Annotated in this window: 18 protein-coding genes; 2 read left to right on the top strand and 16 right to left on the bottom strand. The window is 72.7% G+C overall.

Going from position 1 to position 23,713, the window contains the following annotated elements; genetic code table 11:
• Positions 1 to 190 precede the first annotated feature (190 nt).
• Entirely contained in the window at positions 191 to 820 is a 630-nt protein-coding gene (locus IE177_RS04525; RefSeq protein WP_190013425.1) for a CAP domain-containing protein, read from the top strand.
• 65 nt (positions 821 to 885) lie between these two features.
• Here the strand turns inward: IE177_RS04525 and IE177_RS04520 are convergent, their stop codons facing one another.
• The 7 genes from IE177_RS04520 to IE177_RS04490 all read right to left on the bottom strand — a co-directional run bounded on the left by IE177_RS04520 (position 886) and on the right by IE177_RS04490 (position 10,368).
• On the bottom strand, positions 886 to 2,040 hold the full coding sequence (locus IE177_RS04520) for an SUKH-4 family immunity protein (RefSeq protein WP_190013424.1): 1,155 nt from the start codon (positions 2,038 to 2,040) through the stop codon (positions 886 to 888).
• Between the two features lie 170 nt (positions 2,041 to 2,210).
• Positions 2,211 to 4,520 carry a xanthine dehydrogenase family protein molybdopterin-binding subunit gene (locus tag IE177_RS04515; RefSeq protein WP_190013423.1) on the bottom strand — a complete coding sequence of 770 codons (2,310 nt, stop codon included), beginning with the start codon at positions 4,518 to 4,520 and terminating at the stop codon, positions 2,211 to 2,213.
• Complete coding sequence (locus IE177_RS04510; protein ID WP_190013422.1) at positions 4,517 to 6,544, bottom strand: (2Fe-2S)-binding protein; 2,028 nt, start codon at positions 6,542 to 6,544, stop codon at positions 4,517 to 4,519. The genes IE177_RS04515 and IE177_RS04510 overlap by 4 nt, the downstream gene beginning before the upstream one ends.
• The gene (locus IE177_RS04505; RefSeq protein ID WP_190013421.1) at positions 6,541 to 7,434 is read right to left on the bottom strand and encodes an FAD binding domain-containing protein; all 894 of its coding nucleotides are present in this window, start codon (positions 7,432 to 7,434) and stop codon (positions 6,541 to 6,543) included. Before IE177_RS04505 ends, IE177_RS04510 begins: the two co-directional genes overlap by 4 nt.
• 224 nt (positions 7,435 to 7,658) lie before the next feature.
• Entirely contained in the window at positions 7,659 to 9,275 is a 1,617-nt protein-coding gene (locus IE177_RS04500) for a beta-N-acetylhexosaminidase (RefSeq protein WP_190013420.1), read from the bottom strand.
• A 212-nt stretch (positions 9,276 to 9,487) separates the two neighbouring features.
• Positions 9,488 to 9,766: a DUF3039 domain-containing protein gene (locus IE177_RS04495; RefSeq protein ID WP_143638399.1), complete on the bottom strand. Its 279-nt coding sequence runs from the start codon at positions 9,764 to 9,766 to the stop codon at positions 9,488 to 9,490.
• 29 nt (positions 9,767 to 9,795) lie between these two features.
• Positions 9,796 to 10,368: a YqgE/AlgH family protein gene (locus IE177_RS04490; RefSeq protein ID WP_190013419.1), complete on the bottom strand. Its 573-nt coding sequence runs from the start codon at positions 10,366 to 10,368 to the stop codon at positions 9,796 to 9,798.
• Between the two features lie 277 nt (positions 10,369 to 10,645).
• On the opposite strand from IE177_RS04490, the gene murA reads away from it, so the two are divergent.
• Positions 10,646 to 11,986, top strand: a complete 1,341-nt coding sequence (murA, locus tag IE177_RS04485; protein WP_190013418.1) for a UDP-N-acetylglucosamine 1-carboxyvinyltransferase — start codon at positions 10,646 to 10,648, stop codon at positions 11,984 to 11,986.
• 439 nt (positions 11,987 to 12,425) lie between these two features.
• Here murA and IE177_RS04480 read toward each other — a convergent pair whose 3' ends face one another.
• From IE177_RS04480 to IE177_RS04440, 9 genes are all read right to left on the bottom strand, one after another.
• Positions 12,426 to 12,707, bottom strand: a complete 282-nt coding sequence (locus IE177_RS04480) for an HU family DNA-binding protein (protein ID WP_023550134.1) — start codon at positions 12,705 to 12,707, stop codon at positions 12,426 to 12,428.
• Between the two features lie 289 nt (positions 12,708 to 12,996).
• Complete coding sequence (locus IE177_RS04475; protein ID WP_190013417.1) at positions 12,997 to 14,412, bottom strand: NAD-dependent malic enzyme; 1,416 nt, start codon at positions 14,410 to 14,412, stop codon at positions 12,997 to 12,999.
• A 368-nt stretch (positions 14,413 to 14,780) separates the two neighbouring features.
• Positions 14,781 to 17,144, bottom strand: coding sequence for a HelD family protein (locus tag IE177_RS04470; RefSeq protein WP_190013416.1), 2,364 nt, complete (start codon positions 17,142 to 17,144; stop codon positions 14,781 to 14,783).
• A gap of 366 nt (positions 17,145 to 17,510) precedes the next feature.
• Positions 17,511 to 18,278, bottom strand: a complete 768-nt coding sequence (locus IE177_RS04465; protein WP_190013415.1) for an anti-sigma factor family protein — start codon at positions 18,276 to 18,278, stop codon at positions 17,511 to 17,513.
• A gap of 59 nt (positions 18,279 to 18,337) precedes the next feature.
• A complete protein-coding gene (locus IE177_RS04460) occupies positions 18,338 to 18,922 on the bottom strand; it encodes a sigma-70 family RNA polymerase sigma factor (protein WP_079071569.1) in 585 nt (194 codons plus the stop codon).
• Positions 18,923 to 19,192: 270 nt separating this feature from the next.
• A complete protein-coding gene (locus IE177_RS04455; protein WP_190013414.1) occupies positions 19,193 to 19,786 on the bottom strand; it encodes a CGNR zinc finger domain-containing protein in 594 nt (197 codons plus the stop codon).
• Positions 19,787 to 19,895: 109 nt separating this feature from the next.
• Positions 19,896 to 21,047 carry a uroporphyrinogen-III synthase gene (locus IE177_RS04450; protein WP_190013413.1) on the bottom strand — a complete coding sequence of 384 codons (1,152 nt, stop codon included), beginning with the start codon at positions 21,045 to 21,047 and terminating at the stop codon, positions 19,896 to 19,898.
• A gap of 85 nt (positions 21,048 to 21,132) precedes the next feature.
• A complete protein-coding gene (locus tag IE177_RS04445; RefSeq protein ID WP_190013412.1) occupies positions 21,133 to 22,503 on the bottom strand; it encodes a nitrate/nitrite transporter in 1,371 nt (456 codons plus the stop codon).
• A 160-nt stretch (positions 22,504 to 22,663) separates the two neighbouring features.
• Positions 22,664 to 23,644 (bottom strand): LysR family transcriptional regulator, encoded by a 981-nt coding sequence (locus tag IE177_RS04440; protein WP_190013411.1) that lies wholly within the window; start codon positions 23,642 to 23,644, stop codon positions 22,664 to 22,666.
• Positions 23,645 to 23,713: the final 69 nt, after the last annotated feature.

Below are 23,713 nucleotides of genomic sequence, written 5' to 3'. Positions count from 1 at the left end.
CTGGGGCTTCAACTACAGCGTGTGGGGTGGCGACCAAGAACCCGTGGAATCTCCTGTGCTGCAGGCACGGTGGCGCCACTGCGGCCCATGTCACGCGTTCTTCTACGACGGATTCTCGGACAAGGGTCGATGTCCTGCCGGCGGTGGGCACACTGCGGCGGGTTGGCACTTCGGTGCTTACCACGGACCCATGACCTCTCCCCCCAGTCCGAGAGAGCAGGGTGATTGGCGTTACTGCGGCAAGTGCCACGCACTCTTCTTTGACGGATTCCCGACCAACAAAGGCCGGTGCCCCACCGGTGGTGGGCACGAAGCGGCAGGCTGGACCTTCGTCCTGGGGCACATCGAGTCGAACGCGACAGACGTGATGGACACCCAGGAACGCAGGACCTGGGAGCTGGTCAAGGACGCGCACCTCGTACAGGGGGGATGTTCGCGCCTTGAAGTCGATCCGCGGCTCGTGCTCGTAGCACGAGCCCACTGTGAAGACCTGGCTGCTCATCCCGGCCTCTGGGACAAACTGTCACCGGAAGGCTTTCCAGGACATTACGGGTCTGACGGTGGTTTGGCTTCTGGGCCCGATGGTCGAATCGCAAAGGCCGTGGGTTCCTCCGGCGCCGAGAACGTCTTCCGCGGAAGATTTCGGGGCGATGCTGCCCCACCTGGGCCGGACACGGCTTTCAACGCCTGGTGGAACAGTCCTAGCCATAAGGCGACCATGCTCAACTGCACGCACAACACGAGCGGTGTGGGCATCGCTTTCGGCCATGACCCTGACGGCTGGACTTCCTACTACTTCACCCAGGTGTTCCACTCCTGACTCGTATCCCGCCACGGCCTCTCCGCGTTCCGCCCATGACGCTGCGCCGCAGGCCTCCGGGTGCCTCAGAGTACGCCGCCCGCCTCGTCCTGGAAGGCGTCCGTCCAGTAGTGCCAGTCAGTGTCCGGCAGGAGGCCCGTGGGGTCCAGGGCGGACAGGGTGTGGATCATGGCCGCGGCCAGCTGGTCGTAGGTGGCCGTGGTCAGTTCGTTGCCGAGGTGCCCGTCGATGGTGCGCTCGTGGTGCAGGAGCCAGAGGGTGAAGGCCAGGGTGGAGACGTCGGTGTTGAGGGCGTAGAGGGTCCTCTCCGGCTCGCTGTACGTGAGGACCGCGCCCGTTCTGCCGTCCACCACCAGGCTGTTGTCCTCCACGAGGTGTCCGAGGCGGATGAGGTGGTCGCAGTGGGCCGGAAGGGCGTCCTGGGCGTGGCGGGGGCGGTCGGCGAAGTACTCCCGCAGGGTCGGCAGGGGGACGTCCGTGTCGGCGTGGAAGAGGACCGCCTCCTCCGGCAGTCCGGTGTCGCGCAGGAAGCGGCGGGTCGGCTCGTGGGTGAGCGTGGCGGGGAAGTCGACCTCCTCGTAGCGGACCACCCGGCCGTGGCCGAACTCCTGGTCCAGCACGCGGCCGGGGACGTCCAGGGCGAGGCCGGACGCCGTACCGGGGCCGGCGACGAGGGCGAGGGGGCGGATCAGGGCCGCCGCCTTCCAGTACGGCGGGACCCGACCGCCGGTGCCCTCCTCGAAGAGGGCGAGGAGGCGGCGGGAGGCCTCGGCCACGGTGCTGGGGCCGTACTCCCCGGCGAGGGAGGCGAAACGGCCGCGCAGGCCCGTGAGTTCCTCGGCGACCGCGGCGAAGCGCAGGAGGGTGTCCAGGGAGGGCGCGAAGGGGCGCGGCTCGGGCGGCTCGAAGAGGTAGGCCGTCGTGATCTCGCCCGTGGCTCCGTCGAGCAGGATCGACTCGCGGTCCATGCGCTCCGGGTTGAGGAGTTCGCCGATCACCAGGCGGTCGCGCAGCTCCTCCGCGACCTGGAAGGGGCCGCCCGCGGCGTCGGCCAGGGTGCGCAGCCCGTGCGTGCGCAGCGGTGAGAAGGTCAGCAGGTCGGTGCGGGCGGGCAGTCCGGCGCCCGTGAGCAGGCCGCGCGTGGGCGGGTGCGTGACGTATCCGTCGAGTTCCGCCTCGGTCAGCGTGATCGCCGGTCCCCCGGCGTCGGTCGTGCTCATCGCTCCCCCGCGATCTTTGCCGTGCGTCCGCGTGCACACGTCGCCGTGTGCGTGGTCGGGCAGGCGGCGACCACTGCTCGGCACACTACGCCCACCCACTGACAACTGCCGTCACCTGCAAGGACGTCAGGCGGACCGGGTACGTTGCGCGGGGGCGTGCGCGGGCGCGGTCACTGCGTGGTGACCACGGCCGCCTGGGGGCGGATCGGGAGGCGGTTGACCGGGCGGCCGGTGGCCGCGCGGACGGCGGAGGCGATCGCCGCGGGGGTGGTGACCACCGGGACCGCGCTGACCGACTTGGCGCCGAAGGGGGCGACCACGTCCCGTTCCTCGACCAGTTCGACGATCCGGATGTCCGGGGCGTCCAGGGCGGTCGGCAGGGCGTACCCGGTCAGGTCGGGGTGGCGGACCAGGCCGCGCGGGGCGCGCAGGTTCTCGGTGAGGGCGATGCCCACGCCCTGGGTCACGCCCGCCTCGATCCGGGCCGCGAGCTGGGCCGGGTTGAGGATGCGGCCCACGTCCTGGGCGACCGCCAGCTCCACCACCCGGACCGAGCCCAGCTCGATGTCGACGTCCACCACCGCGCGGATCGCGCAGAAGGCGAGGCCCACGAAGGCGTCGCCCTGGCCGGCCGCGTCGAGCGGCTCGGTGGGGTGCGGGCGGCACTGGGCGGTGGCCCACAGTTCCTTGCCGTCCAGCGCCTCGCCGACGGTCGTCGACAGCACGCCGTCGTAGGAGGTGATCTTGCCGTCGGTGATCTGCAGCAGCTCGGTGGACATGCCGAACTTGTGGGCCAGGGGCTGCAGGAGCTGGGCGCGGACCATCTTCGCCGCGCGTTCCACCGCGCCGCCCGACACCCAGGTGTGGCGGCCGCGGCAGCCCGCGCCGGCCGGCGGCTGGTCGGTGTCGACCGGGGCCACGTGGACTTCCTCGACGCCGAGGGTCTCCTGGACGATCTGGCGGGCGAGGGTGGTGAAGCCCTGGCCGGTCTCGACGGCCGCGCAGAGCACGGTCGCGACGCCGTCGTGCACCTTGACCGTCGCCGTGGACACCTCGTCGGCGCCCTCCGCGCCGAGCATGTGCACCATGCCCAGGCCGTAGCCGACGCCGCGGCGCACCGCGCCCGGTTCGCCCGCGCCCTCGGGGCCGCCGGGCAGCAGCCACTCCTCCTCGGGCGTGTCCTTCGGCAGCGCGGGCAGCGGGAAGTCCTGGACGGCGCGCAGGAGTTCGGCGACCGGCGCGGGGCAGGTCACCGTCTGGCCGATCGGCAGGACGTCCCCGGTCGCGAGGGCGTTGCGCAGGCGCAGTTCGGCCGGGTCCAGGCCGAGCTTCTTCGCCAGCTTGTCCATCTGGGCCTCGTAGGCGGCGCACACCTGCATGGCGCCCTCACCGCGCACGTGGCCGGAGGGCGGGTTGTTGGTGCGTACGGCCCAGCCCTCGATGAAGGCGTTCGGGACGACGTACGGGCCGCAGGCGAAGGAGACGGCGGCGGCCAGGGCCTCGGCGGAGGTGTCGGCGTACGCGCCCGCGTCGAGCAGGATCTGCGCCTCGACCTTGACCAGCGTGCCCTCGGCGTCGGCGTGGTGGCGGTAGCGCAGCAGGGTGGGGTGGCGGTGGGCGTGGCCGAGGAAGGACTCCTCGCGGGTGGCCGTCAGCTTCACCGGGCAGCCGGTCTTCAGGGCGAGCAGGCCGAGCGGGAGCTGGAAGCCCTGGTCCTCGCGGTCGGCGGTGGCGCCGGGCACCCCGGTGACGACGATTTTCACCCGGTCGGGGGACAGGCCGTAGCAGGCCGCGGCCGTGTTGCGGTCGGTGTGCGGGTCGGTGGAGGCCAGGTACAGCTCCACGCCGCCGTCGGGGCGGGGCACGGCGAGGCCGGCCTCGGCGCCGATGGGGGCCGGGTCCTGGCGCCCTATCCGGTACAGGCCCTCGACGACGACCTCGCCGACCGCGTCCGGGTCGCCGTGGCGCAGCGGGATGTGCCGGATCAGGTTGCCGTCCGGATGCAGCGGCTCCGCCTCGAAGGCCTGCTCGGGGTCGGTGACCGGGTCGAGCACCTCGTACTCGACGATGACGGCCGCGGCGGCCATCCGCGCGGTGTCCGGGTGGTCGGCGGCGACGGCCGCGATGGGCTCCCCGTGGTGCCGTACGACCTCGGAGGCGAACACCGGCCGGTCGGGGGTGCCGCGGCCGTGGCGGGGGGTGCCGGGCACGTCCTCGTGCGTGATGACGGCGCGTACGCCGGGCATCTCGCGCGCGTGGGTGGTGTCGATGGAGACGATGCGCGCGTGCGCGTGCGGGGACCGCAGCACGGCCGCCCACAGCAGGCCCTCGGCCCACAGGTCGGCGGCGTACGGGAAGGTGCCCTCGGTCTTGGCGCGTGCGTCGGCGTGCGGCAGGGCGGCGCCGAGTCCGTGCGGCGCCGGCTCGGTCTCGGGGGCGGGGTCCGCGGCGGTGGTCGCGATGCCGGCTTCGTTGCTCACGCCTGGCCTCCGTCCTGGCCGTAGTGCTGGTCGTGCGGTCCGGGGGCGCCGTACGGATCGCCCGGGCCGCCGTAGGCGTCCGGGGCGTCGCCGTAGGGGTCGCCGTAAAGGTCGGCGGGGTCGCCGTAGGGGTCTTGGGGAGCGGGGTGGCCGCCGGGGGTGCGGGGTGTGTCGAACGCGCCGGGCGCCTCGAACGCCGACGGGTTGACGCCACCGGAGCCGGGGCCCGCCTGGTGCGGGATGCGTGCCTGTTCGGCGTCCGGCTCGGGGGCGGCGTGCGAGGCCTCGCGTTCGGCGACGACCTCCTTGACGGCCTCCAGGACGCCCCGGTAGCCGGAGCAGCGGCAGAGGTTGCCGCACAGGGCCTGCCGGGTCTCCAGCTCGGTGGGCGCCGGGTTGCCCTCCAGCAGGTCGTGCACGGTCATCGCCATGCCGGGCACGCAGAAGCCGCACTGCACGGCGCCGCACCGGGCGAGCGCGCGCTGCACGTCGGAGGGCTGCCCGTCGGCGGCCAGGCCCTCGACGGTGCGCACCTCGCTGCCGGCCGCGGTGACCGCCGGAACCAGGCAGGAGGCCACCAGACGCCCGTCGACCTGCACGTTGCAGGCGCCGCACTCGCCCTGTGAGCAGCCGTCCTTGGCGCCCGCGAGGCCGAGCCGTTCACGCAGGACGTAGAGCAGGGACTCGCCGATCCAGGCGTCGGTCACGGGCCGGTCGGCGCCGTTGACGCGCAGCACGTAGGAGGCGAGGGGGTGTTCGTCGTGCGGCGCGGGCGGCGCGGCGGCCGGGTCCCCGGCCTCGTCGGCTTCCCCGGGGCGTGCCCCCGGGAGGTCGTCCGGCCCGGGGGCCGCGCCGTCGCCGGTCGGGTCCTCCGGTTCGGCCGCTCCGCCGTCGGCGGGCGCGGCCGCCGGCTCGGCCGTTTCCGGCCTCGTGGCGGTCTCCGGCCCGGTCGCCGGGCCTTCGGCCTTGTCGGGGGCCGTGGAGCCTTCAGCGGGGCCCTCAGAGGCTTCCACGGGGTGGTGGGCGTTGATCCTGGGAACCGGGGCGGGTTCGGGCGCGCCGTCCTGCGCGGGCGCGGCGTGCGCGCCCGGCTCGGTCCGCCCGGACACCGCGCCGGGCGTGTCGCCCTCACCGGCTCCGGCCTGACCGGCTCCCGCGTGGGCGGTCGGCGCGGGCCCGGTCCCCCCGTGACCACCCTGGCCACCATGGCCGCCCCGGCCGTCCTCGTCGTGGCCGCCCTCGCCGTGACCCTCGGCCGCATGACCGGCCGGGCCCCGCTCATGACGTTCTTCGACCGCGTACCCGTCCGGCGCGGCACCGGCGTAGGCGTCCGGCGCGGAGCCCGCCGGGTGGGCGCCGGTGTGGTCGGGCAGCGGTGCGTCCACCCGGTCCGGTGCCTGCGGGTCCGCGTGCCGCACGTCGCCGGTGTGCGGCTCCGCGTGCCGCGCGTCGCCGGTCCGCGGTTCGCCGGGCTGGGTCCAGGTGTGGTCCGTGCCGTCCGTCGCCCAGGGCGCGGGCGCGCCGCCGGGCAGCGTGGGCGGCGGGGTGCCACCCCACTGCTCGACCAGCGAGGACGTGGTGAACTCGCCGGACTCGTCCGGGAGGTCACCGCCCGCGACGGGGATGGACCACTGCCCGGTGACGTCGTGCCCGGGGGCCGCCGGGGCCGGGGGCTCCTCGAAGGTCCAGTGCTGGGTGGCGCCCGGCTGGTAGGTGAACCGGTCGTCCGCGTCCCCGGGCCGCGCCTGGCCGGCGGCGTTGGGGTCGGGCCACTGGGCGCCGCCCGCGGGCGCCGCCCAGGTGCCGGTGGCGGGGTCACCGGTTCCCGGCGCCACCGTTATCTGCGGCGGCACGTAGCCGTGGCCCGGTGCGGCCAGCGGGCTGTCGCCGGACAACAGGGCGTCGATGCCGCCCTCGGGGAGCTTGACGAAGGCGGTGGCGCCGTCGTCGTAGTCGCCCTGGGGCAGCGGGTCCCAGCGGCCGCCGCCCTGGGACGTGCCCTCTCCGTGCTGGTCGTCGCTCACGACAGCGCCCTCCCCAGTGCTCGTCGGGCCAGTGCGGCGACGGTGCGCCGCAGGTGCAGTACGGCGGGCGGAAGCGCGGGCACCGAACCGTCGGGCTCGGGCGCCGGATCGGGGATGCAGGCCGCGGCGACGTACTCGCCGAAGGCGTGCAGCGCCTCGGGGACGAGCGCGCGGTCGTTGTCCCAGTCGATCAGCTGGGCGACCCACTGCTCCGCGTCCAGCGGCCTGAGCGGCATCGGCGCTATGGCGCCGACGGCACAGCGCACTCCGCGCCGGGCGGGGTCGAGGACGAGGGCCACGGAGGCCAGCGCCCGGCCCGGACCGGTGCGCCCGGTGGCCTTCAGGAAGACCTGCGGGGCGTGCAGCAGCGGCACGCGCACGAAGCCGATCAGTTCGCCGCCGTTCAGCATCTCCACGCCGGCCAGGAGGTGCGACACCGGGATCTCCCGGCGGGCTCCGCCCGGGCCCGCGATGATCAGCGTCGCCTCCAGGGCGGCCAGCACCGGCAGCGCGTCCCCGGTGGGGGCGGCCGTGGCGATGTTGCCGCCCAGGGTGCCGGCGTTGCGGATGTGCGGCGGGCCCGCGGCGCGCGCGGCGGCGGCGAGCGCCGGGATCAGGGCCGCGAAGTCGGGGCGGCCCATGCGCGCGTGCGTGAGACCGGCGCCGAGCAGCGCGTGGCCGTCCTGGTACTGCCAGCCGCGGATCTCGCTGATCCGCCCGAGGCCCACGAGAGCGGCGGGACGGAGCTGGCCGGAGTTGACGGCGGCCATCAGGTCGGTGCCGCCGGCCACGGGGACGGCGGCGGGCATGGCGGTCAGTGCCGCCACGGCCTCGTCCAGTGTCGTGGGCAGCGTGACGGCCTGCGCCGCCTGCGGTGCGTGCGTGGTCAAACCGGCTGCCCCTTCCCGCTGCCCCACCTGGTCCCGCCTGTGTGGCCGTACGGTACGTGCTCACAGGGCGGACGTGGCAACTCTGGCACATCTTCGCCGGGGCCGAACGCGGGGGTCCGCTAGGAGGCATTCGCCCGCCTCACCAGGGAGATGGTCCGCTTTGCCACGGCATCACCGGTGCGCGCCGATTGCCACTCTTCGGTGACCGTTCGAGGCTTTTTGCCTCACATGTTCGGAGGGAGCCCCTCGATCGGGCGACCGGGCACTCCGGGGCGCTTCTGCCAGGGCCGGGGTCCGGTGGGCGGCCGGTAGGCGACGCCGAGGGCGTCGAGACGGGCGTAGTGGGCCGTCATGCGGCGCTCGAAGTCCGCGAAGTCCCGGTCCTCCGGCGCGGGGAGCCGGCTCCAGGCCACCTCGGCGAAGGCCGCGAGCCGGGGGAAGACCTGGTAGTCCACCCGCGCGCTGTCCTCCATGACCTCGGTCCAGACGTTCGCCTGGGTGCCCAGGACGTGCGCGGCCTCCGGCCCGGTGAGGCCGGGCGGAACGGGGTCGAACCGGTAGACGTCCTCCAGGGTGCGCACGAAGCCGATCGGCACCGGCTCGTCCTCGCCCGGGGCCTGGCGGTGGTCCAGGTACACGTACTGCTCGGGGCACATGACCACGTCGTGGCCGGCCCGTGCGGCCGCGACGCCGCCGCCGTAGCCGCGCCAGGAGGACACCGCCGCGTTCCTCGCGAGGCCGCCCTCCAGGATCTCGTCCCAGCCGATGAGGCGCCGTCCGCGCGCGGAGAGCCACGCGTCGAAGTGCCCGATGAACCAGGACTGCAGCTGCTCCTCGTCGGCCAGGCCGAGTTCGGCCATGCGGTTCTTGGCGGTCACCGAGTCGCTCCACTGCTCCTTGCGGCACTCGTCGCCGCCGACGTGGACGAACTCCGAGGGGAACAGCTCCAGCACCTCCTCGAACACCCCCTCGTAGAAGCGCAGGACGGTGTCGGTGGGCGCCAGGACGTTGGAGGAGATCCCCCAGGTGTCCCAGACGGAGAGGGCGGTGGTGTCGACGACGTCGGCGTTGCCGAGTTCGGGGTACGCGGCGATGGCGGCCTGCGAGTGGCCCGGCACGTCGATCTCGGGGACGACGGTGATGTGCCGCTCGGCGGCGTAGGCGACGATCTCCCGGATGTCGTCCTGGGTGTAGTAACCCCCGTGCGGCTTCTGCTCCCACAGGGGTGAGGCCCGGTGGCCGAACTTGGTCCGCGCCCGCCAGGAGGCGTCTTCGGTCAGTTTCGGATGGCGCCGGATCTCGATGCGCCAGCCCTGGTCGTCCGTCAGGTGGAAGTGGAGGACGTTGAGTTTGTGGGCGGCCATCAGGTCCAGGTAGCGCAGCACGCCCTCTTTCGGCATGAAGTGCCGGGCCACGTCGAGGAGGAGACCGCGCCAGCCGAAACGCGGGCCGTCCTCGACGGTGACGGCCGGGAGGTCCCAGTCGCGGCCCGGCCGCACCGGCGCGCGGCGGAACGCGTCGGGGCCGAGGAGCTGCCGGAGGGTCTGGGCGCCCCAGAAGACGCCGGCGGCGCTGCCACCGTGGATGCGGACGGGATGGCCGTCGGCGACGAGGCGGTAGCCCTCCGGGGGCAGCTCCGGGTCGATGCCCAGCTCGATGCGGTGGGGGCGGTCGGCGGCCTCGGGGAACGGCAGTCCGGTCGCCGCGCCGAGCGCGGCCCGCAGCCAGCGGGCGACGCCTTCCGTGCCCGGCCCGGCCCGCAGCGCGGTTCCGGCGTCCAGGCGGGTGCTGCCGGACGGGGACCGGCCGGTGCTCACCGGCGCGGGGATCACATCCACCATGTTCCATCCTCACGACGAGTGCGTTGCAGGACACGCGATGGCCGTTCCGCCGCGCACGCCCCGGTGCGTGACCCGGGAAGCGTAGGGACCGCGCGAACACGCCGACAAGAGGTCTGTACCACTTCGTGGCCGGAAGACGCGGCAGGCCCCCGGAACGCGCTGTGGCGCGCCCCGGGGGCCTGCTGGAGAACCTCAGACGGACAGGGGGACCGCTACTTGTCGCCGCCCTTGTCGTCGCCGCCGCTGCCCATGGACTCGTAGATCTCCTTGCACATGGGGCACACGGGGTACTTCTTGGGGTCGCGGCCCGGCACCCAGACCTTGCCGCACAGCGCCACGACGGGAGTGCCGTCGAGGGCGCTCGCCATGATCTTGTCCTTCTGGACGTAGTGGGCGAAGCGCTCGTGGTCGCCGTCGCCGTGGGACACCTGCGGCGTCGGCTCTACGAGGGTGCCCGTACCAGTCCCGCGCTCGGGCTCAAGAGTGCTCATACCGTTCAGGGTACTGAAGCCCGCCCGTATCAGTTGAGCGACGGGTCGTCCGGATACGTGGCCACCATGGCCAGCTCTCCGCGCTGCCGGCGCAGCACCTCGCGCCACAGCCGCTCGGGGGCCGGCGAGGAGACGTCGCCCGGCTCGGACTCGACCACGTACCAGGCGCCCTCGACCAGCTCGTCCTCCAGCTGGCCGGGGCCCCAGCCCGCGTAGCCGGCGAAGATCCGCAGGCTCCCCAGGGCCGAGGCGAGCAGCTCCGGCGGCGCCTCCAGGTCGACCAGTCCGATCGCGCCGTGCACCCGCCGCCAGCCGAGAGGGGCGCGGTCGCCGGCCGTGCCGCCCGGGATGACCGCGAGGCCGAGCGCCGAGTCCAGCGACACCGGACCGCCCTGGAAGACGACTCCGGGCTCACCGGCCAGGTCGGCCCAGCCCTCCAGGATGTCGCCCACGTCCACCGGGGTGGGACGGTTGAGCACGACACCGAGGGAGCCCTCCTCGTCGTGGTCGAGGAGGAGCACCACCGCGCGGTCGAAGTTCGGGTCCGCCAGGGCGGGCGTGGCCACGAGCAGCCGCCCTGTGAGCGAGGACACCTCGGTCATGCCAGACATGATCCCGCATCTTGCCCCGAAGTGGGGAGCCAATCAGAGGTGCGGAGGTGGACGCGGTGCGGGCGCACCGGGGCGGGGCGGGCGCACACCGCCGATCCGGTGACCCCATGTGCCCGAAAGGGAACGGTTCGTGTTGTGACACAGCTATGACGTGGTTGAGCGGTCCTCGGGCTTACGGACGGGGGGCGATGGGCGATTACCCTGTCTTCCCGGCCCCTGCGCACAGTGATCGGCCGGCCCCTGCCCAACTCATCGGAACGCGAGATACATGACCGTCAACGACGATGTCCTGCTTGTCCACGGCGGAACCCCGCTGGAGGGCGAGATCCGTGTCCGCGGTGCGAAGAACCTCGTACCGAAGGCCATGGTCGCCGCCCTGCTGGGCAGCGAGCCGAGCCGCCTGCGCAACGTTCCCGACATCCGTGACGTGCGGGTGGTGCGCGGCCTGCTCCAGCTGCACGGGGTGACGGTCCGTCCGGGCGAGGAGCCCGGCGAGCTGGTGCTCGACCCGACGCACGTCGAGAGCGCCAACGTGGCTGACATCGATGCCCACGCGGGCTCCAGCCGCATCCCGATCCTCTTCTGCGGTCCGCTGCTGCACCGCCTCGGCCACGCGTTCATCCCGGGCCTGGGCGGCTGCGACATCGGCGGCCGGCCCATCGACTTCCACTTCGACGTGCTGCGGCAGTTCGGCGCGACGATCGAGAAGCGGGCCGACGGACAGTACCTGGAGGCGCCGCAGCGGCTGCGCGGTACGAAGATCCGGCTGCCGTACCCGTCGGTCGGCGCGACCGAGCAGGTGCTGCTGACGGCCGTGCTGGCCGAGGGTGTCACGGAGTTGTCCAACGCGGCCGTCGAGCCGGAGATCGAGGACCTCATCTGCGTGCTGCAGAAGATGGGCGCGATCATCGCGATGGACACCGACCGCACGATCCGCATCACCGGTGTGGACAAGCTCGGCGGCTACACCCACCGCGCCCTGTCGGACCGGCTGGAGGCCGCGTCCTGGGCCTCGGCGGCTCTCGCGACCAACGGCAACATCTACGTCCGCGGCGCCCAGCAGCGCTCGATGATGACGTTCCTGAACACCTACCGGAAGGTGGGCGGTGCCTTCGAGATCGACGACGAGGGCATCCGCTTCTGGCACCCGGGCGGCCAGCTGAAGTCCATCGCGCTGGAGACGGACGTGCACCCCGGCTTCCAGACCGACTGGCAGCAGCCGCTGGTGGTGGCACTGACGCAGGCCACGGGCCTGTCCATCATCCACGAGACGGTCTACGAGTCCCGGCTGGGCTTCACCTCCGCCCTGAACCAGATGGGCGCCCACATCCAGCTGTACCGCGAGTGCCTGGGCGGCTCCGACTGCCGCTTCGGCCAGCGCAACTTCCTGCACTCCGCGGTCGTCTCCGGCCCGACCAGGCTCCAGGGCGCCGACCTGGTCATCCCCGACCTGCGCGGCGGCTTCTCGTACCTGATCGCGGCCCTGGCGGCCGAGGGCACCTCCCGGGTCCACGGCATCGAACTGATCAACCGCGGCTACGAGAACTTCATGGAGAAGCTCATGGAGCTGGGAGCGAAGGTCGAGCTGCCGGGCAAGGCACTCGGCTGACCCGGGCCCCACGGCTCCGGCCGGCACGACACCGCCCCGGCTGGGGGTCCGGGGGTCATCCCCCGGGCAGGCACAGCATGGAGAAGCTCATGGAGCTGGGAGCGAAGGTCGAGCTGCCGGGCAAGGCACTGGGCTGACCCGGGCCCCACGGCTCCGGGCGGCACGACACCGCCCCGGCTGGGGGTCCGGGGGTCATCCCCCGGGCAGGCACAGCATGGAGAAGCTCATGGAGCTGGGAGCGAAGGTCGAGCTGCCGGGCAAGGCACTCGGCTAGACGTACGAACGCCGAAAAGGGCTGCCCCTCTCATGGAGGGTGCAGCCCTTTTCGGCGTCTTCTGCTGAGGCGCCCTGACAGGGGCGCGGGGAACTGCGCGACCGGTCGCATGCCGGTCCGCAGCCGCCCCGGCGCTCCAGTGGGCCGGCGCTCGAAGCGGAGCGCTTACTTGCCCTTGGCCGCTTCCTTGAGCTTGCTGCCCGCGGTGACCTTCACGCTGTAGCCGGCGGGGATGTTGATCGGCTCGCCGGTCTGCGGGTTGCGCGCGGTACGAGCGGCACGGTGGGTGCGCTCGAAGGTCAGGAAGCCGGGGATGGTGACCTTCTCGTCGCCCTTGGCGACGATCTCGCCGACGGTCTCGGCGAACGCGGCCAGCACGGCGTCGGCGTCCTTGCGGGTCACCTCGGCACGGTCGGCCAGCGCGGCCACCAGCTCACTGCGGTTCATGTTGTTACTCCCGTGTTTTCTTGCCGTTGGGGTGTGCCACGCGGCCAGGCCGCCGCGGCACTGCGATGCCGATGCGCTCGCGCCCAGGACCGCATCCTGCCCCTACCTGCGGCGGGAAAGCCAATCCGGCACCCGTAGGAGTCGTGAGAACACCCTGGGGAGTCACACGAAAAGCGCCTGCTCGGCCGTCACCCTAGAGCGCGCCCGGCATCCGGTGGTTCCACGACGCGCCGGTACGGGGGTCGCCGTGGTGATCCTCACAGCCCCCGCACCGTACGGCGTGAAGCCGTCAGGCCGTCGCCCCGGCCGCCTTCGCGGCCTCGCGGACCGCGCCGGCGACGGCGCCGGCGACCTTGTCGTTGAAGACGCTCGGGATGATGTAGTTGGGGTTCAGCTCGTCCTCGGTCACCACGTCGGCGAGGGCCTTCGCGGCGGCGAGCATCATCTCCGTGTTGACGGTACGGGACTGCGCGTCCAGCAGGCCGCGGAAGACACCCGGGAAGACCAGCACGTTGTTGATCTGGTTCGGGAAGTCGGAGCGGCCGGTGGCCACAACGGCCGCCGTCTGGCGGGCGATCGCGGGCTCCACCTCGGGGTCGGGGTTCGCGAGCGCGAACACGACGGCGCCGTCGGCCATGGCGGCCACGTCGTCGCCGTCGAGGACGTTCGGGGCGGAGACGCCGATGAAGACGTCGGCGCCGCGCACGGCCTCCTTCAGGGTGCCCGTGAGGTTCTCGTGGTTGGTGTTGCCGGCGATCCAGCGCAGCGGGGAGTCCGCCGGGGCGTCCACCAGGTCCTCGCGGCCGGCGTGGACGACACCGTGGATGTCGGCGACGACGGCGGTCTTCACGCCCGCCGCGAGCAGCAGCTTGAGGATGGCCGTGCCGGCCGCGCCGGCGCCGGACATCACGACGCGGATGTTCTCGATCGCCTTGCCCGTGACGCGAAGCGCGTTGGTCAGGGCGGCGAGGACGACGATGGCGGTGCCGTGCTGGTCGTCGTGGAAGACGGGGATGTCGAGGGCCTCGCGCAGCCGGGCCTCGATCTCGAAGCAGCGGGGGGCGGAGATGTCCTCCAGGTTGATGCCGGCGAAGCCGGGGGCGATCGCCTTGACGATCTCGACGATGGCGTCGGTGTCCTGGGTGTCCAGGCACAGCGGCCAGGCGTCGATGCCGGCGAAGCGCTTGAAGAGGGCCGCCTTGCCCTCCATGACGGGCAGCGCGGCCTTGGGGCCGATGTTGCCGAGGCCGAGCACGGCGGAGCCGTCCGTCACGACCGCAACGGAGTTGCGCTTGATGGTGAGGCGGCGGGCGTCCTCGGGGTTCTCGGCGATGGCCATGCAGACGCGGGCCACGCCCGGCGTGTAGACCATGGAGAGGTCGTCACGGTTGCGGATGGGGTGCTTCGACGCCATCTCGATCTTGCCGCCGAGGTGCATGAGGAAGGTGCGGTCGGAGACCTTGCCGAGGGTGACGCCCTCGATCCCGCGCAGCTTCTCGACGATCTCCTCGGCGTGGGCCGTGGAGGTGGCCGCGATGGTGACGTCGATACGGAGCTTCTCGTGGCCGGACGCGGTGACGTCGAGGCCGGTGACCGAGCCTCCGGAGGACTCCACGGCGTTGGTGAGCTGCGAGACTGCGGTTCCGCTCGCGGGCACCTCCAGCCGGATCGTCATCGAGTAGGAGACGCTGGGCGCCGTTGCCATGGCCGACTTCCTCTGCTTTCACCGTGTCGCGGGTAGTGCCGTCCGATCGTCGCACCTACCGATCAGTACGTGGTAGCCGCCCCGGGTTGCGGACGTTTTGTTCACGCGGAGCTCCCGGCAGGTGCCACGATTTCGGAAAGCGACTTCCACCATACGAGAAGTGATCGGGCAAAGGAAGAGGCCCACGTCACGTGGTGACGTGGGCCTCTCACACGTTCATGACACCGACCCGCCATGCTCGCCTCGCGGCAAGTGGTCCCTCTGAGGGACGAAGGTTGGGCCCGGGGGCTTGGATCGAGCCGGTGCCACGTACCAGGCTAACAAACGGATGCCGAAAGCCCTTCCCACTGCGTCCGGTCGCCCGCGAATCAGTCCCTGAGCAGGTCCGGGACCCCCGCCGCGTCCGGTTCGTCGCGGTCGCCGGAGACCACCGTCAGCTGCTGGGTGGCCCGGGTCAGCGCCACGTACAGCACCCGCAGGCCCGCCGGGGACTCGTCGGCGATCTCCGCCGGGGAGACGACCACCGTGGCGTCGTACTCCAGGCCCTTGGCCTCCAGGCTGCCGAGCGCCACGACCCGGTCGCCGAGCCCGGCCAGCCAGCGGCGGGCCTCCTCGCGCCGGTTCATCGCGACGACCACGCCGACGGTGCCGTCCACCAGCCCGAGCAGCCGCTCGGCCTCGGCCCGCACGGTCCGCCCGGGCGAGTCCGCCACGACGACGAAGCGCGGCTGGACGCCGGTGGACCGGACGGCCGAGGGCGCCTCGGAGCCGGGCATGGCGAGCGCGAGGACCTTCGCGGCCAGCTCGGCGATCTCGGCCGGGTTGCGATAGTTCACGGTGAGCTGGAAACGGCGGCGGGGGCGCGTGCCGAGGGCCTCGTCGCGGGCCTCGGCCGCCTCGTCCGGGTCGGACCAGGACGACTGGGCGGGGTCGCCGACGACCGTCCAGGTCGCGTGCCGGCCACGGCGGCCGACCATGCGCCACTGCATCGGCGTGAGGTCCTGCGCCTCGTCCACGATGACGTGCGCGTACTCGACGCGCTCCTGCGCGAGCCGCTCGGCCCGCTCGCGCTGCGACTCCTCGCGCACCGGCATCAGCTCCTCCAGGCCGGTGAGCTGGTCCAGCGGGTCCAGCTCGCGCTTCCTGCGCGGGCGGGCCGGGGCGCCGAGGATCGCCTGGAGCTCGTCCAGCATGGCGATGTCGTGCACGGAGTGGCCGTCCCGCTTCAGGGAGCGGGCGACCCTGCGGACCTCGCCGGGGTTGAGGATCCGGCGCGCCCAGCGGCCGAGCCGCTTCTCGTCGGCCATGGCGGCGAGCACCGCCCCCGGGGTCAGCTCGGGCCACCAGGCGTCGAGGAAGGCGATGAAGGCGTCCTCCGTCGTGACGTCCTCGTCGAAGGAGGAGCGCAGCTCGGCGGCCAGCTCCGGGTCGGTGTGCCGGGTGCCGGCGCCGGACTTGGCCCACAGCGCGTCCAGGAGCAGCCTGCGGGCACGCGGGCGCAGCAGGTTGACCGGCGCGGTGCCGCCGAGGGCGGTACGGCGGATACGTTCCAGCTCCGGGGCCTCCAGTTCGAGGCGGCGCCCGAAGGCGACCACGCGGAGCCGGCCGGGCGGGCCGTCGAGGCGCTGCGGCTCGGCGTCCTCGTCCAGGGCGAGCTGCTCCGCCGGAGCGGACGCCCCCAGCTCCAGGGCGCCCCGGGCGGCCTTGCGCAGCACCTTCAGCATCCGGTACGAGCCCTTGGCCCGGGCCACGGACGGGGAGTCGTACAGGGTGGCCTCGGCGCCGTCGACGAGGGAGCCGATCGCACGGATCGCGACCTGGCCCTCCTCGCCGAGCGAGGGCAGCACGCCCTCGGTGTAGGCGACGAGCAGCGGGGTCGGGGAGACGATCAGGATGCCGCCGGCGTAGCGTCTGCGGTCCTGGTAGAGCAGGTAGGCCGCGCGGTGCAGGGCGACCGCGGTCTTGCCGGTGCCCGGGCCGCCCTCCACGTAGGTGACGGAGGCGGCGGGGGCGCGGATGACCATGTCCTGCTCGGCCTGGATGGAGGAGACGATGTCCCGCATGGTGTGGCCGCGGGCCTGGCCGAGGGCGGCCATGAGGGCGCCGTCGCCGATGACGGGCAGCGCGTGGCCGTCGAGGAAGGCGGTCAGCTCGGGCCGCATCAGGTCGTCCTCGACGCCGAGGACCCGGCGCCCCTTGGAGCGGATGACGCGGCGCCGCACGACCCGTCCCGGTTCGACGGGCGTGGCCCGGTAGAAGGGCGCGGCGGCCGGCGCCCGCCAGTCGATGACCAGCGGGGCGTAGTCCGCGTCGAGGACGCCGATGCGGCCGATGTGCAGGGTCTCGGCGATGTCGGCGGTGTTGTCGCCGCGCACGGCGCCCTCGGCCGGTTCCACCGCGGTGTACGCGCCGTCGGGGCCCTTCTTGCCGTCCTTGCCGGGCAGCAGGTCGATGCGGCCGAAGAGGAAGTCCTCGAACTCGTTGTTGAGCCGGTTCAGATGGATGCCGGCCCGGAAGACCTGCGCGTCCCGCTCGGCCAGCGCGCCCGGGGTGCCGACCTGGCCGCGCTTGGCCGCGTCGTGCATCAGGAACTCGGCCTCGTGGATCTTCTCCTCCAGCCGCCGGTACACCCGGTCCAGGTGTTCCTGTTCGACGCTGATCTCCCGTTCACGGACGGAGTCGTGTCCGTCGTGTACCGAGCCGACCGCGGACTGCTGAACCTGAGCGGCCACCGGGCCCCCTTCTGACGTGCTGGGCAGCCGTCAACCGTACGCGAAAGGGGGCCACGGAGGCTACGGGAGAAACGGCGCGGCACCAAGGGCCACGGGAAACCGCGCGACCAGCCCAACCGACCCGCACAAGGGGCGCGGGGAACCGCGCGGCCAACACGACCGCCCCGCACCCGAAACAACAAGGGCACCAAGCCCAAGGGGCGCGGGAAACCGCGCGACCAGCCACGACCGCCCCGCACCCGAAACACAAGGGCACCAACCCCAAGGGGCGCGGGGAACTGCGCGACCAGCCACAGCCCACCCGCACCCGAAAAACAACGACTCCGAGCACCCGCCCCCGCCGAGCCGCCGAGCCCGCCGCAGGCGCTACGCGTCGACCTGCACCAGCTTCTTGCCCTCGAACGTCACCACTTCGAAGTGGTCGATCTCGTTCGGCTGGAAGGCCGCCGCTCCGCCGATGTACAGCGGTTTCTTCGACTCCTCGGTCTTGCCGTCCGGGAGGCCGTAGCCCCAGTCCGGGACCGACCAGGACGACATCGTCACGCGCTGGCCGTTCTTGGCGACGAGAACCAGGGAGCACTTGAGCGGTCCCTTGACGTTCTTCAGCTCCAGGACGGCCTGGGTGCCCCAGTTCTTGCGCTCCATGCCGACGGTGGCGCTGACGTGGGACGACGGGTCCGTGCCCGACGCCTTGTCGGACATCGTCTCGAAAGCGGACTGGGCCGGCGAGGCGGTGACCTTCCCTCCGTCGTCCGAGCCGCCGTTGACCGCCACGGCGGCCAGCGGCCCGGCGATGATCAGCGCGGCGGCCGCGGCGATCATGTAGAAGCTGCGCCGGCGCTTCTTCGCGTGGTGGTCGGCGACCTCGTCGACCAGCTTCTCCACCACCCGCGGGCTGGGCCTCGCCGACAGCGACTCGCCGATCGCGGGTGTGCTGCCGGAGCCCGGCAGGTCCGCGAGCGCGGCGAGCATCGGCTCCATTCCGGCCAGCTCGTCCAGCTGCTGGGCGCACCACTCGCATCCGGCGAGATGCGCCTCGAAAGCGGTTGCCTCGGCGTCGTCGAGAATCCCGAGGGCGTAGGCGCCCACGGTCTCGTGCTCGCTCGGCACCGCGGATCCCTGGCTGGGGCTCATGGGTCCAGACATACCCGGACCACCCGTGCCGAACCCTTGCATACCCCCGTACCCGCTCATCACGCCGTCACCCCCCGCTCCTCCAGTGCCAGCTTCATCGACCGCAGGGCGTAGAACACCCGGGAGCGGACCGTGCCACTGGGGATGCCCAGCGTCTCGGCCGCCTCATTGACCGTACGCCCCTTGAAGTACGTCTCGACCAGAACCTCCCGGTGTGCCGGGGTCAGGTCGTCGAGCGCGTCCGACAGCGTCATCAGCCACAGCGCTTTGTCGATCTCGTCCTCCGCGGGGATGACCTCCAGCGGCGACGGATCGACCTCTTGCGGCCGGGCCTGCCGGCTGCGGTGGCCGTCGATGACGATGCGGCGCGCGACCGTCACCAGCCAGGGGCGTACCGATCCGGTCGCACGATTGAGCTGACCGGCGTTCTTCCAGGCACGGATGAGCGTTTCCTGCACGACGTCCTCGGCGCGCTGCCGGTCTCCGGCGACCAGCCTGAGGACATACGCGAGCAGAGGTCCGGCGTGCTCCCGGTACAGGGCACGCATCAGCTCCTCGTCAGGTTCCGAGGGCTGCGAGGACATGCGATGTCGGGCCCTCGTTCCACGTTCATTGGCCACGGCCGCATCCTTGCGCACGCCCACCTCCGGTGTCCGGGGGTTCCCCCAGTCGGTCGCTCGCCCACCCGTACGGAAGAGGGCCTCGTGATGTTCAAAGGGAGGTGGCACTTTTCTCGAGGTCGACGTGACGAGCGGGACATGCGCGCACATTCCCACCGCGCTGTGTTTACATTTCCGACACATCGACACCGCGCGCCGGGTTGCCCGTGACGCCGCACCACCAAACTGGATGTAGCGGAAATCACTCCGGGCACACTTCGGCCGCTATGCCGCACAGGGCGCATACCGGGCGACTCAGGCCCGCGTGAGGGCCGCCCGCCTCCGGTGCCGGGCCACCCTTTCCCGGTTGCCGCAGACCTCGCTGGAGCACCAGCGCCGGCGCCGGCCGCGGGAGGTGTCCAGGTACAGCAGCGGGCAGTTGTCCCCCTCGCACTCCCGCAGGGCGGCCCGCGCCACGGGGTCGGTGAGCAGCTCGACCGCGTCCCGGGCGAGGACGGCGAGCAGCGCGGCGCACTCCGGCGGCCCGGCCAACTCCCGCACCAGCGCCCCGTCCGCACCGCGCACCGCGCGCGGCACGGGGGTCGGGACGCGGGCGGCCTCGTTGAGCCGTCCGAGCGCTGAATCGTACGGCTCCGTCAGGACCGTGTGCCCCAGGCGCACCAACTGCCCCACATGTCCCCGCAGTTCCCAGAACCCCGTCAGCCACGAGGCGTCGGCGTGCCCCAGCGGAGTGCCGGGCGGTACCAGTCCCGCCCCGGCGATCCAGGCCCGCAACGGCCCGACGGCGTGCAGCCGTTCGCCCGGGTGCGTGGTCGCCAGCAGATCGAGGCAGATCCGCCCGCTGTCGAACCGCGACTCGTAGGGGGCCGGGGCCGTACGCAGCGCCATGCGCCTGTCACCGCCTAGGACCGGGGACGGTTCCGTCACTCCCCTACACAGTGCCCGGCCCTCCGGGCGGCCGGAACCCCTTCGGCGGGGGTTGGTGGGCAACCCTCCCTCAGGCGTCCGCGTACTTGGCGTCCGTCGCCGGGTCCAGGGCAAGGCGGTAGCCGCGTTTGACCACCGTCTGGATCAGCTTGGGGGTGCCCAGTGCCGCGCGGAGGCGGGCCATCGCCGTCTCCACCGCGTGTTCGTCGCGGCCCGTGCCCGGCAGGGCGCGCAGCAGGTCGGCGCGGCCGACGACCCAGCCCGGGCGGCGGGACAGGGCCCGCAGCAGGGACATGCCCGCCGGCGGCACCGGCTTCAGCTCGCCGTCCACCAGGACCGCGTGGCCCCGGATCTCCAGCCGGTGCCCGGCGACGGGCAGCACCCGGGCCCGGGCGGGCAGTTCCTGGCACAGGAGCTGGACGAGGGGGCCGAGGCGGAACCGCTCCGGCTGGACGGTGTCCACCCCCAGCGACTGCAGCGGCAGGGCCGTGACCGGGCCGACGCAGGCCGGCAGCACGTCATGGCCGAGGGCGGTCAGCAGCTCGCCGGTCAGTCCCCGCGCCTCCGCCCGGTCGAGCAGCGAGGCGGCGGCGGGCGCGCTGGTGAAGGTGAGGGCGTCCAGGCCCCGGGAGACGGCCGCGTCCAGCAGCCGGTCGAGCGGGCCGGTGTCCTCCGGCGGCAGCCAGCGGTACACCGGCACCGGGACGACCTCCGCTCCTGCGGCCCGCAGCGACTCCACGAACCCCGGCAGCGGTTCCCCGTGCAGCTGGACGGCGATCCGGCGCCCGCCGACGCCCTCCTCCAGCAGCCGGTCGAGCACCTCCGCCATGGACTCCGACGACGGTGACCACTCCTCGGTCAGTCCGGCGGCCCGGATGGCCCCCTTGACCTTCGGCCCGCGGGCCAGCAGTTCGGCGCCGCGCAGCCGCCCGAGCAGCTGCTCGCCGACCCCCCAGCCCTCGGCCGCCTCGATCCAGCCCCGGAAGCCGATGGCGGTGGTGGCCACGACGACGTCCGGAACCTGGCCGATGATCTCCTTGGTGGCGGCGAGCAGTTCGCCGTCGTCGGCGAGCGGCACGATGCGCAGGGCGGGCGCGTGCAGCACGGTCGCACCCCGCCGCTGCAGCAGCGCGCCCAGCTCCTCGGCGCGGCGCGCGGCCGTCACTCCCACGGTGAACCCGGCGAGGGGTCCGTGTTCGGGTTGCTGCAGTTCGTCGTCCATGGCTCTCCTAGCTGACCCGCATGCCGAACGAGCCTGTCAACGGCGCGTGACAGGCTCGGTTCGGGCTGATGTCCGCGGTGTTACGTCACACCTCGGCGTAGCTGAGCTGCGGCTTCGCGTCGGCGGAGGCTGTGGCGTGGGCCTCACCGGCCCCCCGGCGAAGGTATACGGCCCAGGTGACCACGAAGCAGGCGCCGTAGAAGGCGAGGAAGGTGACGAAGGCGCCGGTGCCCGAGCCGTACGACAGGAAGGACTGCCGGAAGGCCAGGTTGATGCCGACACCGCCGAGCGCTCCGACGGCCCCGATGAGCCCCATGGCGGCACCGGACAGACGCCGGCCGTAGGCGGCCGCCTCCTCCCCCTCGAGCCCCTTGGCGACGGCCTTGGCCTGGAAGATGCCGGGGATCATCTTGTACGTCGACCCGTTGCCGAGTCCGCTCAGCACGAACAGCACGACGAACACCGGAACGAACAGCGGCAGCGACTTGCGCATCCCGGCGAAGACGAGGAGACCCGTGGCGGCGGCCATGGCGACGTAGTTGTAGAGGGTGATGCGGGCGCCGCCGTAGCGGTCGGCGAGCCATCCGCCCACCGGCCGGATGAGGGAGCCGAGCAGCGGGCCGATGAACGTGAGGTACGCCGCCTGCAGCGGGGTGCGCCCGAACTGGTTCGTCAGCACCTGGCCGAAGGCGAAGCTGTAGCCGATGAACGACCCGAACGTGCCGATGTAGAGGAAGGCCATGATCCAGGTGTGGGCGTCCCTGGCCGCGTCCTTGGCCGCGCCGGTGTCGTTCTTGACCGAGGCCAGGTTGTCCATGAACGAGGCGGCGAGGACGGCGGCGACGACGATCAGGGGGATGTAGATCCCCAGCAGCACGCGCGGTCCGCCGCCCGCGCCGATGATCGCGAGCGCGATCAGCTGGATCACGGGCACGCCGATGTTTCCGCCGCCGGCGTTGAGCCCGAGCGCCCAGCCCTTCTTCCGCAGCGGGAAGAAGGCGTTGATGTTGGTCATGGAGGAGGCGAAGTTGCCGCCGCCGATGCCGGCCAGCATGCCCACCAGGAGGAAGGTGGAGAAGGACGTCCCCGGCTCCATCACCGCGAACGCGGCGACGGCCGGGACGAGCAGCATGCTCGCCGAGATGATCGTCCAGTTGCGGCCGCCGAAGAGGGCCACGGCGAAGGTGTACGGCACCCGGACCACCGCGCCGACCAGCGTGACCACCGAGGTCAGCAGGAACTTGTCGGCCGGGGTGAGTCCGTACTCGGGCCCCATGAAGAGCACGAGCACGGACCACAGGGTCCACACGGAGAACCCGATGTGCTCGGAGAGCACGGAGAACCAGAGGTTGCGGCGGGCGACCCGCTCCCCGCCGGCCTGCCAGAATGCCTCGTCCTCCGGATCCCAGCGCTCGATCCAGCGGCCACTGCGACGGGTTGGGGCCGGGCCTGTCATGACGCCTCCACGGTGCTCCGGGACTCGGGTGGTTCGCGGTGATGAGTCCCGAAGGTAGGGAGGACGCGTTTCCTGGCTGTGGCTGTGGGTGACCGGAAGGGAACGTTGCTCTCACGATGCCCGCGGCCGGGATGAGAGGTCAGCCGCGGGGCACCGGGAGTCACCGCGTGTCGATGCCGGACGTCATCACGCTGTCGTCACTGGCCGGAATCCACCCGTCGGCGGGCCGGTCCAGCCAGTTCTCCGCCCGCGCCAGCTCGGCCGCCGCCCTGCGCAGCGCGTCCAGTCCGGGGTGGACGAGCCCCTTCCGCCAGACCAGGGAGACAGGGGAGAGCGGCACGGGATCGGCCAGGGGCCGCCGTACCGTCCCGGGCATGGCCGGGAAGTCCACCACGGCCAGCACCGGATTCCGGGTCTTCGTCATGATCCGTTCGAACTCCTCGTCCCCGACGGCCAGCGGAAGCGGCGCCGCCAGCCGGACGCCGCGCCCCTCGAAGAGCCGGCGGGCCAGGTCGGTCCACTCCCGGGTGCGCGGGTTGCCGGCGCCCGCGTACACCTCCTCCCCGGCCAGCGCGGCCACCGGCACCTCGTCGAGGGCGGCCAGCGGATGGTCCGCGGGCAGGACGACCGCCATCGGCTCCAGGCGCACCGGCTGCTGCTCCAGACCGGAGCGCAAGGCCGGGTCCAGGCCGGCGAAGCGGCCGAAGGAGGCGTCCAGCCGGCCGGACAGCAGGTCGGCCGCGGCTCCGGTGAGGCCGCTCTCGTAGCGGGCCATGAGCTCGCAGTCGGGGGCGAGTTCGCGGGCCCGGTGCAGCACCCGGCGGCCGGTGCCCAGGCCGGGCGAGTTGACGTCCACGAGCAGCGGACGGGCCTGCCCGAACGCGGCGAGCAGGTCGTCCTGGGCGGCCAGGACCCGCCGGGCGTGGGCCAGCAGGCGCTCGGCGTCGGCGGTCGGCGTCACCTGCCGGGTGGTGCGCACGAACAGCTCCACGCCCAGCTCCCGCTCCAGCCGCCGTACGTCCCGGCTGAGGGCCTGCTGGGCGACGTACAGGCGGGTGGCGGCCCGGGTGAAGTGCAGCTCCTCGGCGACGGCGACGAAGGCGCGCAGCAGGCGGGGGTCGATGTGGGCGGGCGCGGGCATGGCGGTGAACTTACAACACGGGTGCGTCAATCGGCGCCGAGAAGGTGTTGGACCCGGCGGCCGCCTCCG

The sequence above is a fragment of the Streptomyces lucensis JCM 4490 genome (assembly GCF_014650035.1).
Lineage (GTDB): Bacteria > Actinomycetota > Actinomycetes > Streptomycetales > Streptomycetaceae > Streptomyces > Streptomyces lucensis.
The sequence above is the reverse complement of the archived record's forward strand: the minus strand, read 5'-3'. Positions and strand labels throughout refer to the sequence as shown.

Coding starts and splice junctions, on each gene's coding strand:
- IE177_RS04495 (WP_143638399.1), bottom strand. CDS start 9,766: ATGAGCACTCTTGAGCCCGAGCGCGGGACTGGTACGGGCACCCTCGTA.
- IE177_RS04445 (WP_190013412.1), bottom strand. CDS start 22,503: ATGACAGGCCCGGCCCCAACCCGTCGCAGTGGCCGCTGGATCGAGCGC.
- IE177_RS04440 (WP_190013411.1), bottom strand. CDS start 23,644: ATGCCCGCGCCCGCCCACATCGACCCCCGCCTGCTGCGCGCCTTCGTC.
- IE177_RS04465 (WP_190013415.1), bottom strand. CDS start 18,278: ATGAGCCCCAGCCAGGGATCCGCGGTGCCGAGCGAGCACGAGACCGTG.
- murA (WP_190013418.1), top strand. CDS start 10,646: ATGACCGTCAACGACGATGTCCTGCTTGTCCACGGCGGAACCCCGCTG.
- IE177_RS04475 (WP_190013417.1), bottom strand. CDS start 14,412: ATGGCAACGGCGCCCAGCGTCTCCTACTCGATGACGATCCGGCTGGAG.
- IE177_RS04490 (WP_190013419.1), bottom strand. CDS start 10,368: ATGACCGAGGTGTCCTCGCTCACAGGGCGGCTGCTCGTGGCCACGCCC.
- IE177_RS04450 (WP_190013413.1), bottom strand. CDS start 21,047: ATGGACGACGAACTGCAGCAACCCGAACACGGACCCCTCGCCGGGTTC.
- IE177_RS04525 (WP_190013425.1), top strand. CDS start 191: ATGACCTCTCCCCCCAGTCCGAGAGAGCAGGGTGATTGGCGTTACTGC.
- IE177_RS04520 (WP_190013424.1), bottom strand. CDS start 2,040: ATGAGCACGACCGACGCCGGGGGACCGGCGATCACGCTGACCGAGGCG.
- IE177_RS04480 (WP_023550134.1), bottom strand. CDS start 12,707: ATGAACCGCAGTGAGCTGGTGGCCGCGCTGGCCGACCGTGCCGAGGTG.
- IE177_RS04500 (WP_190013420.1), bottom strand. CDS start 9,275: ATGGTGGATGTGATCCCCGCGCCGGTGAGCACCGGCCGGTCCCCGTCC.
- IE177_RS04455 (WP_190013414.1), bottom strand. CDS start 19,786: ATGGCGCTGCGTACGGCCCCGGCCCCCTACGAGTCGCGGTTCGACAGC.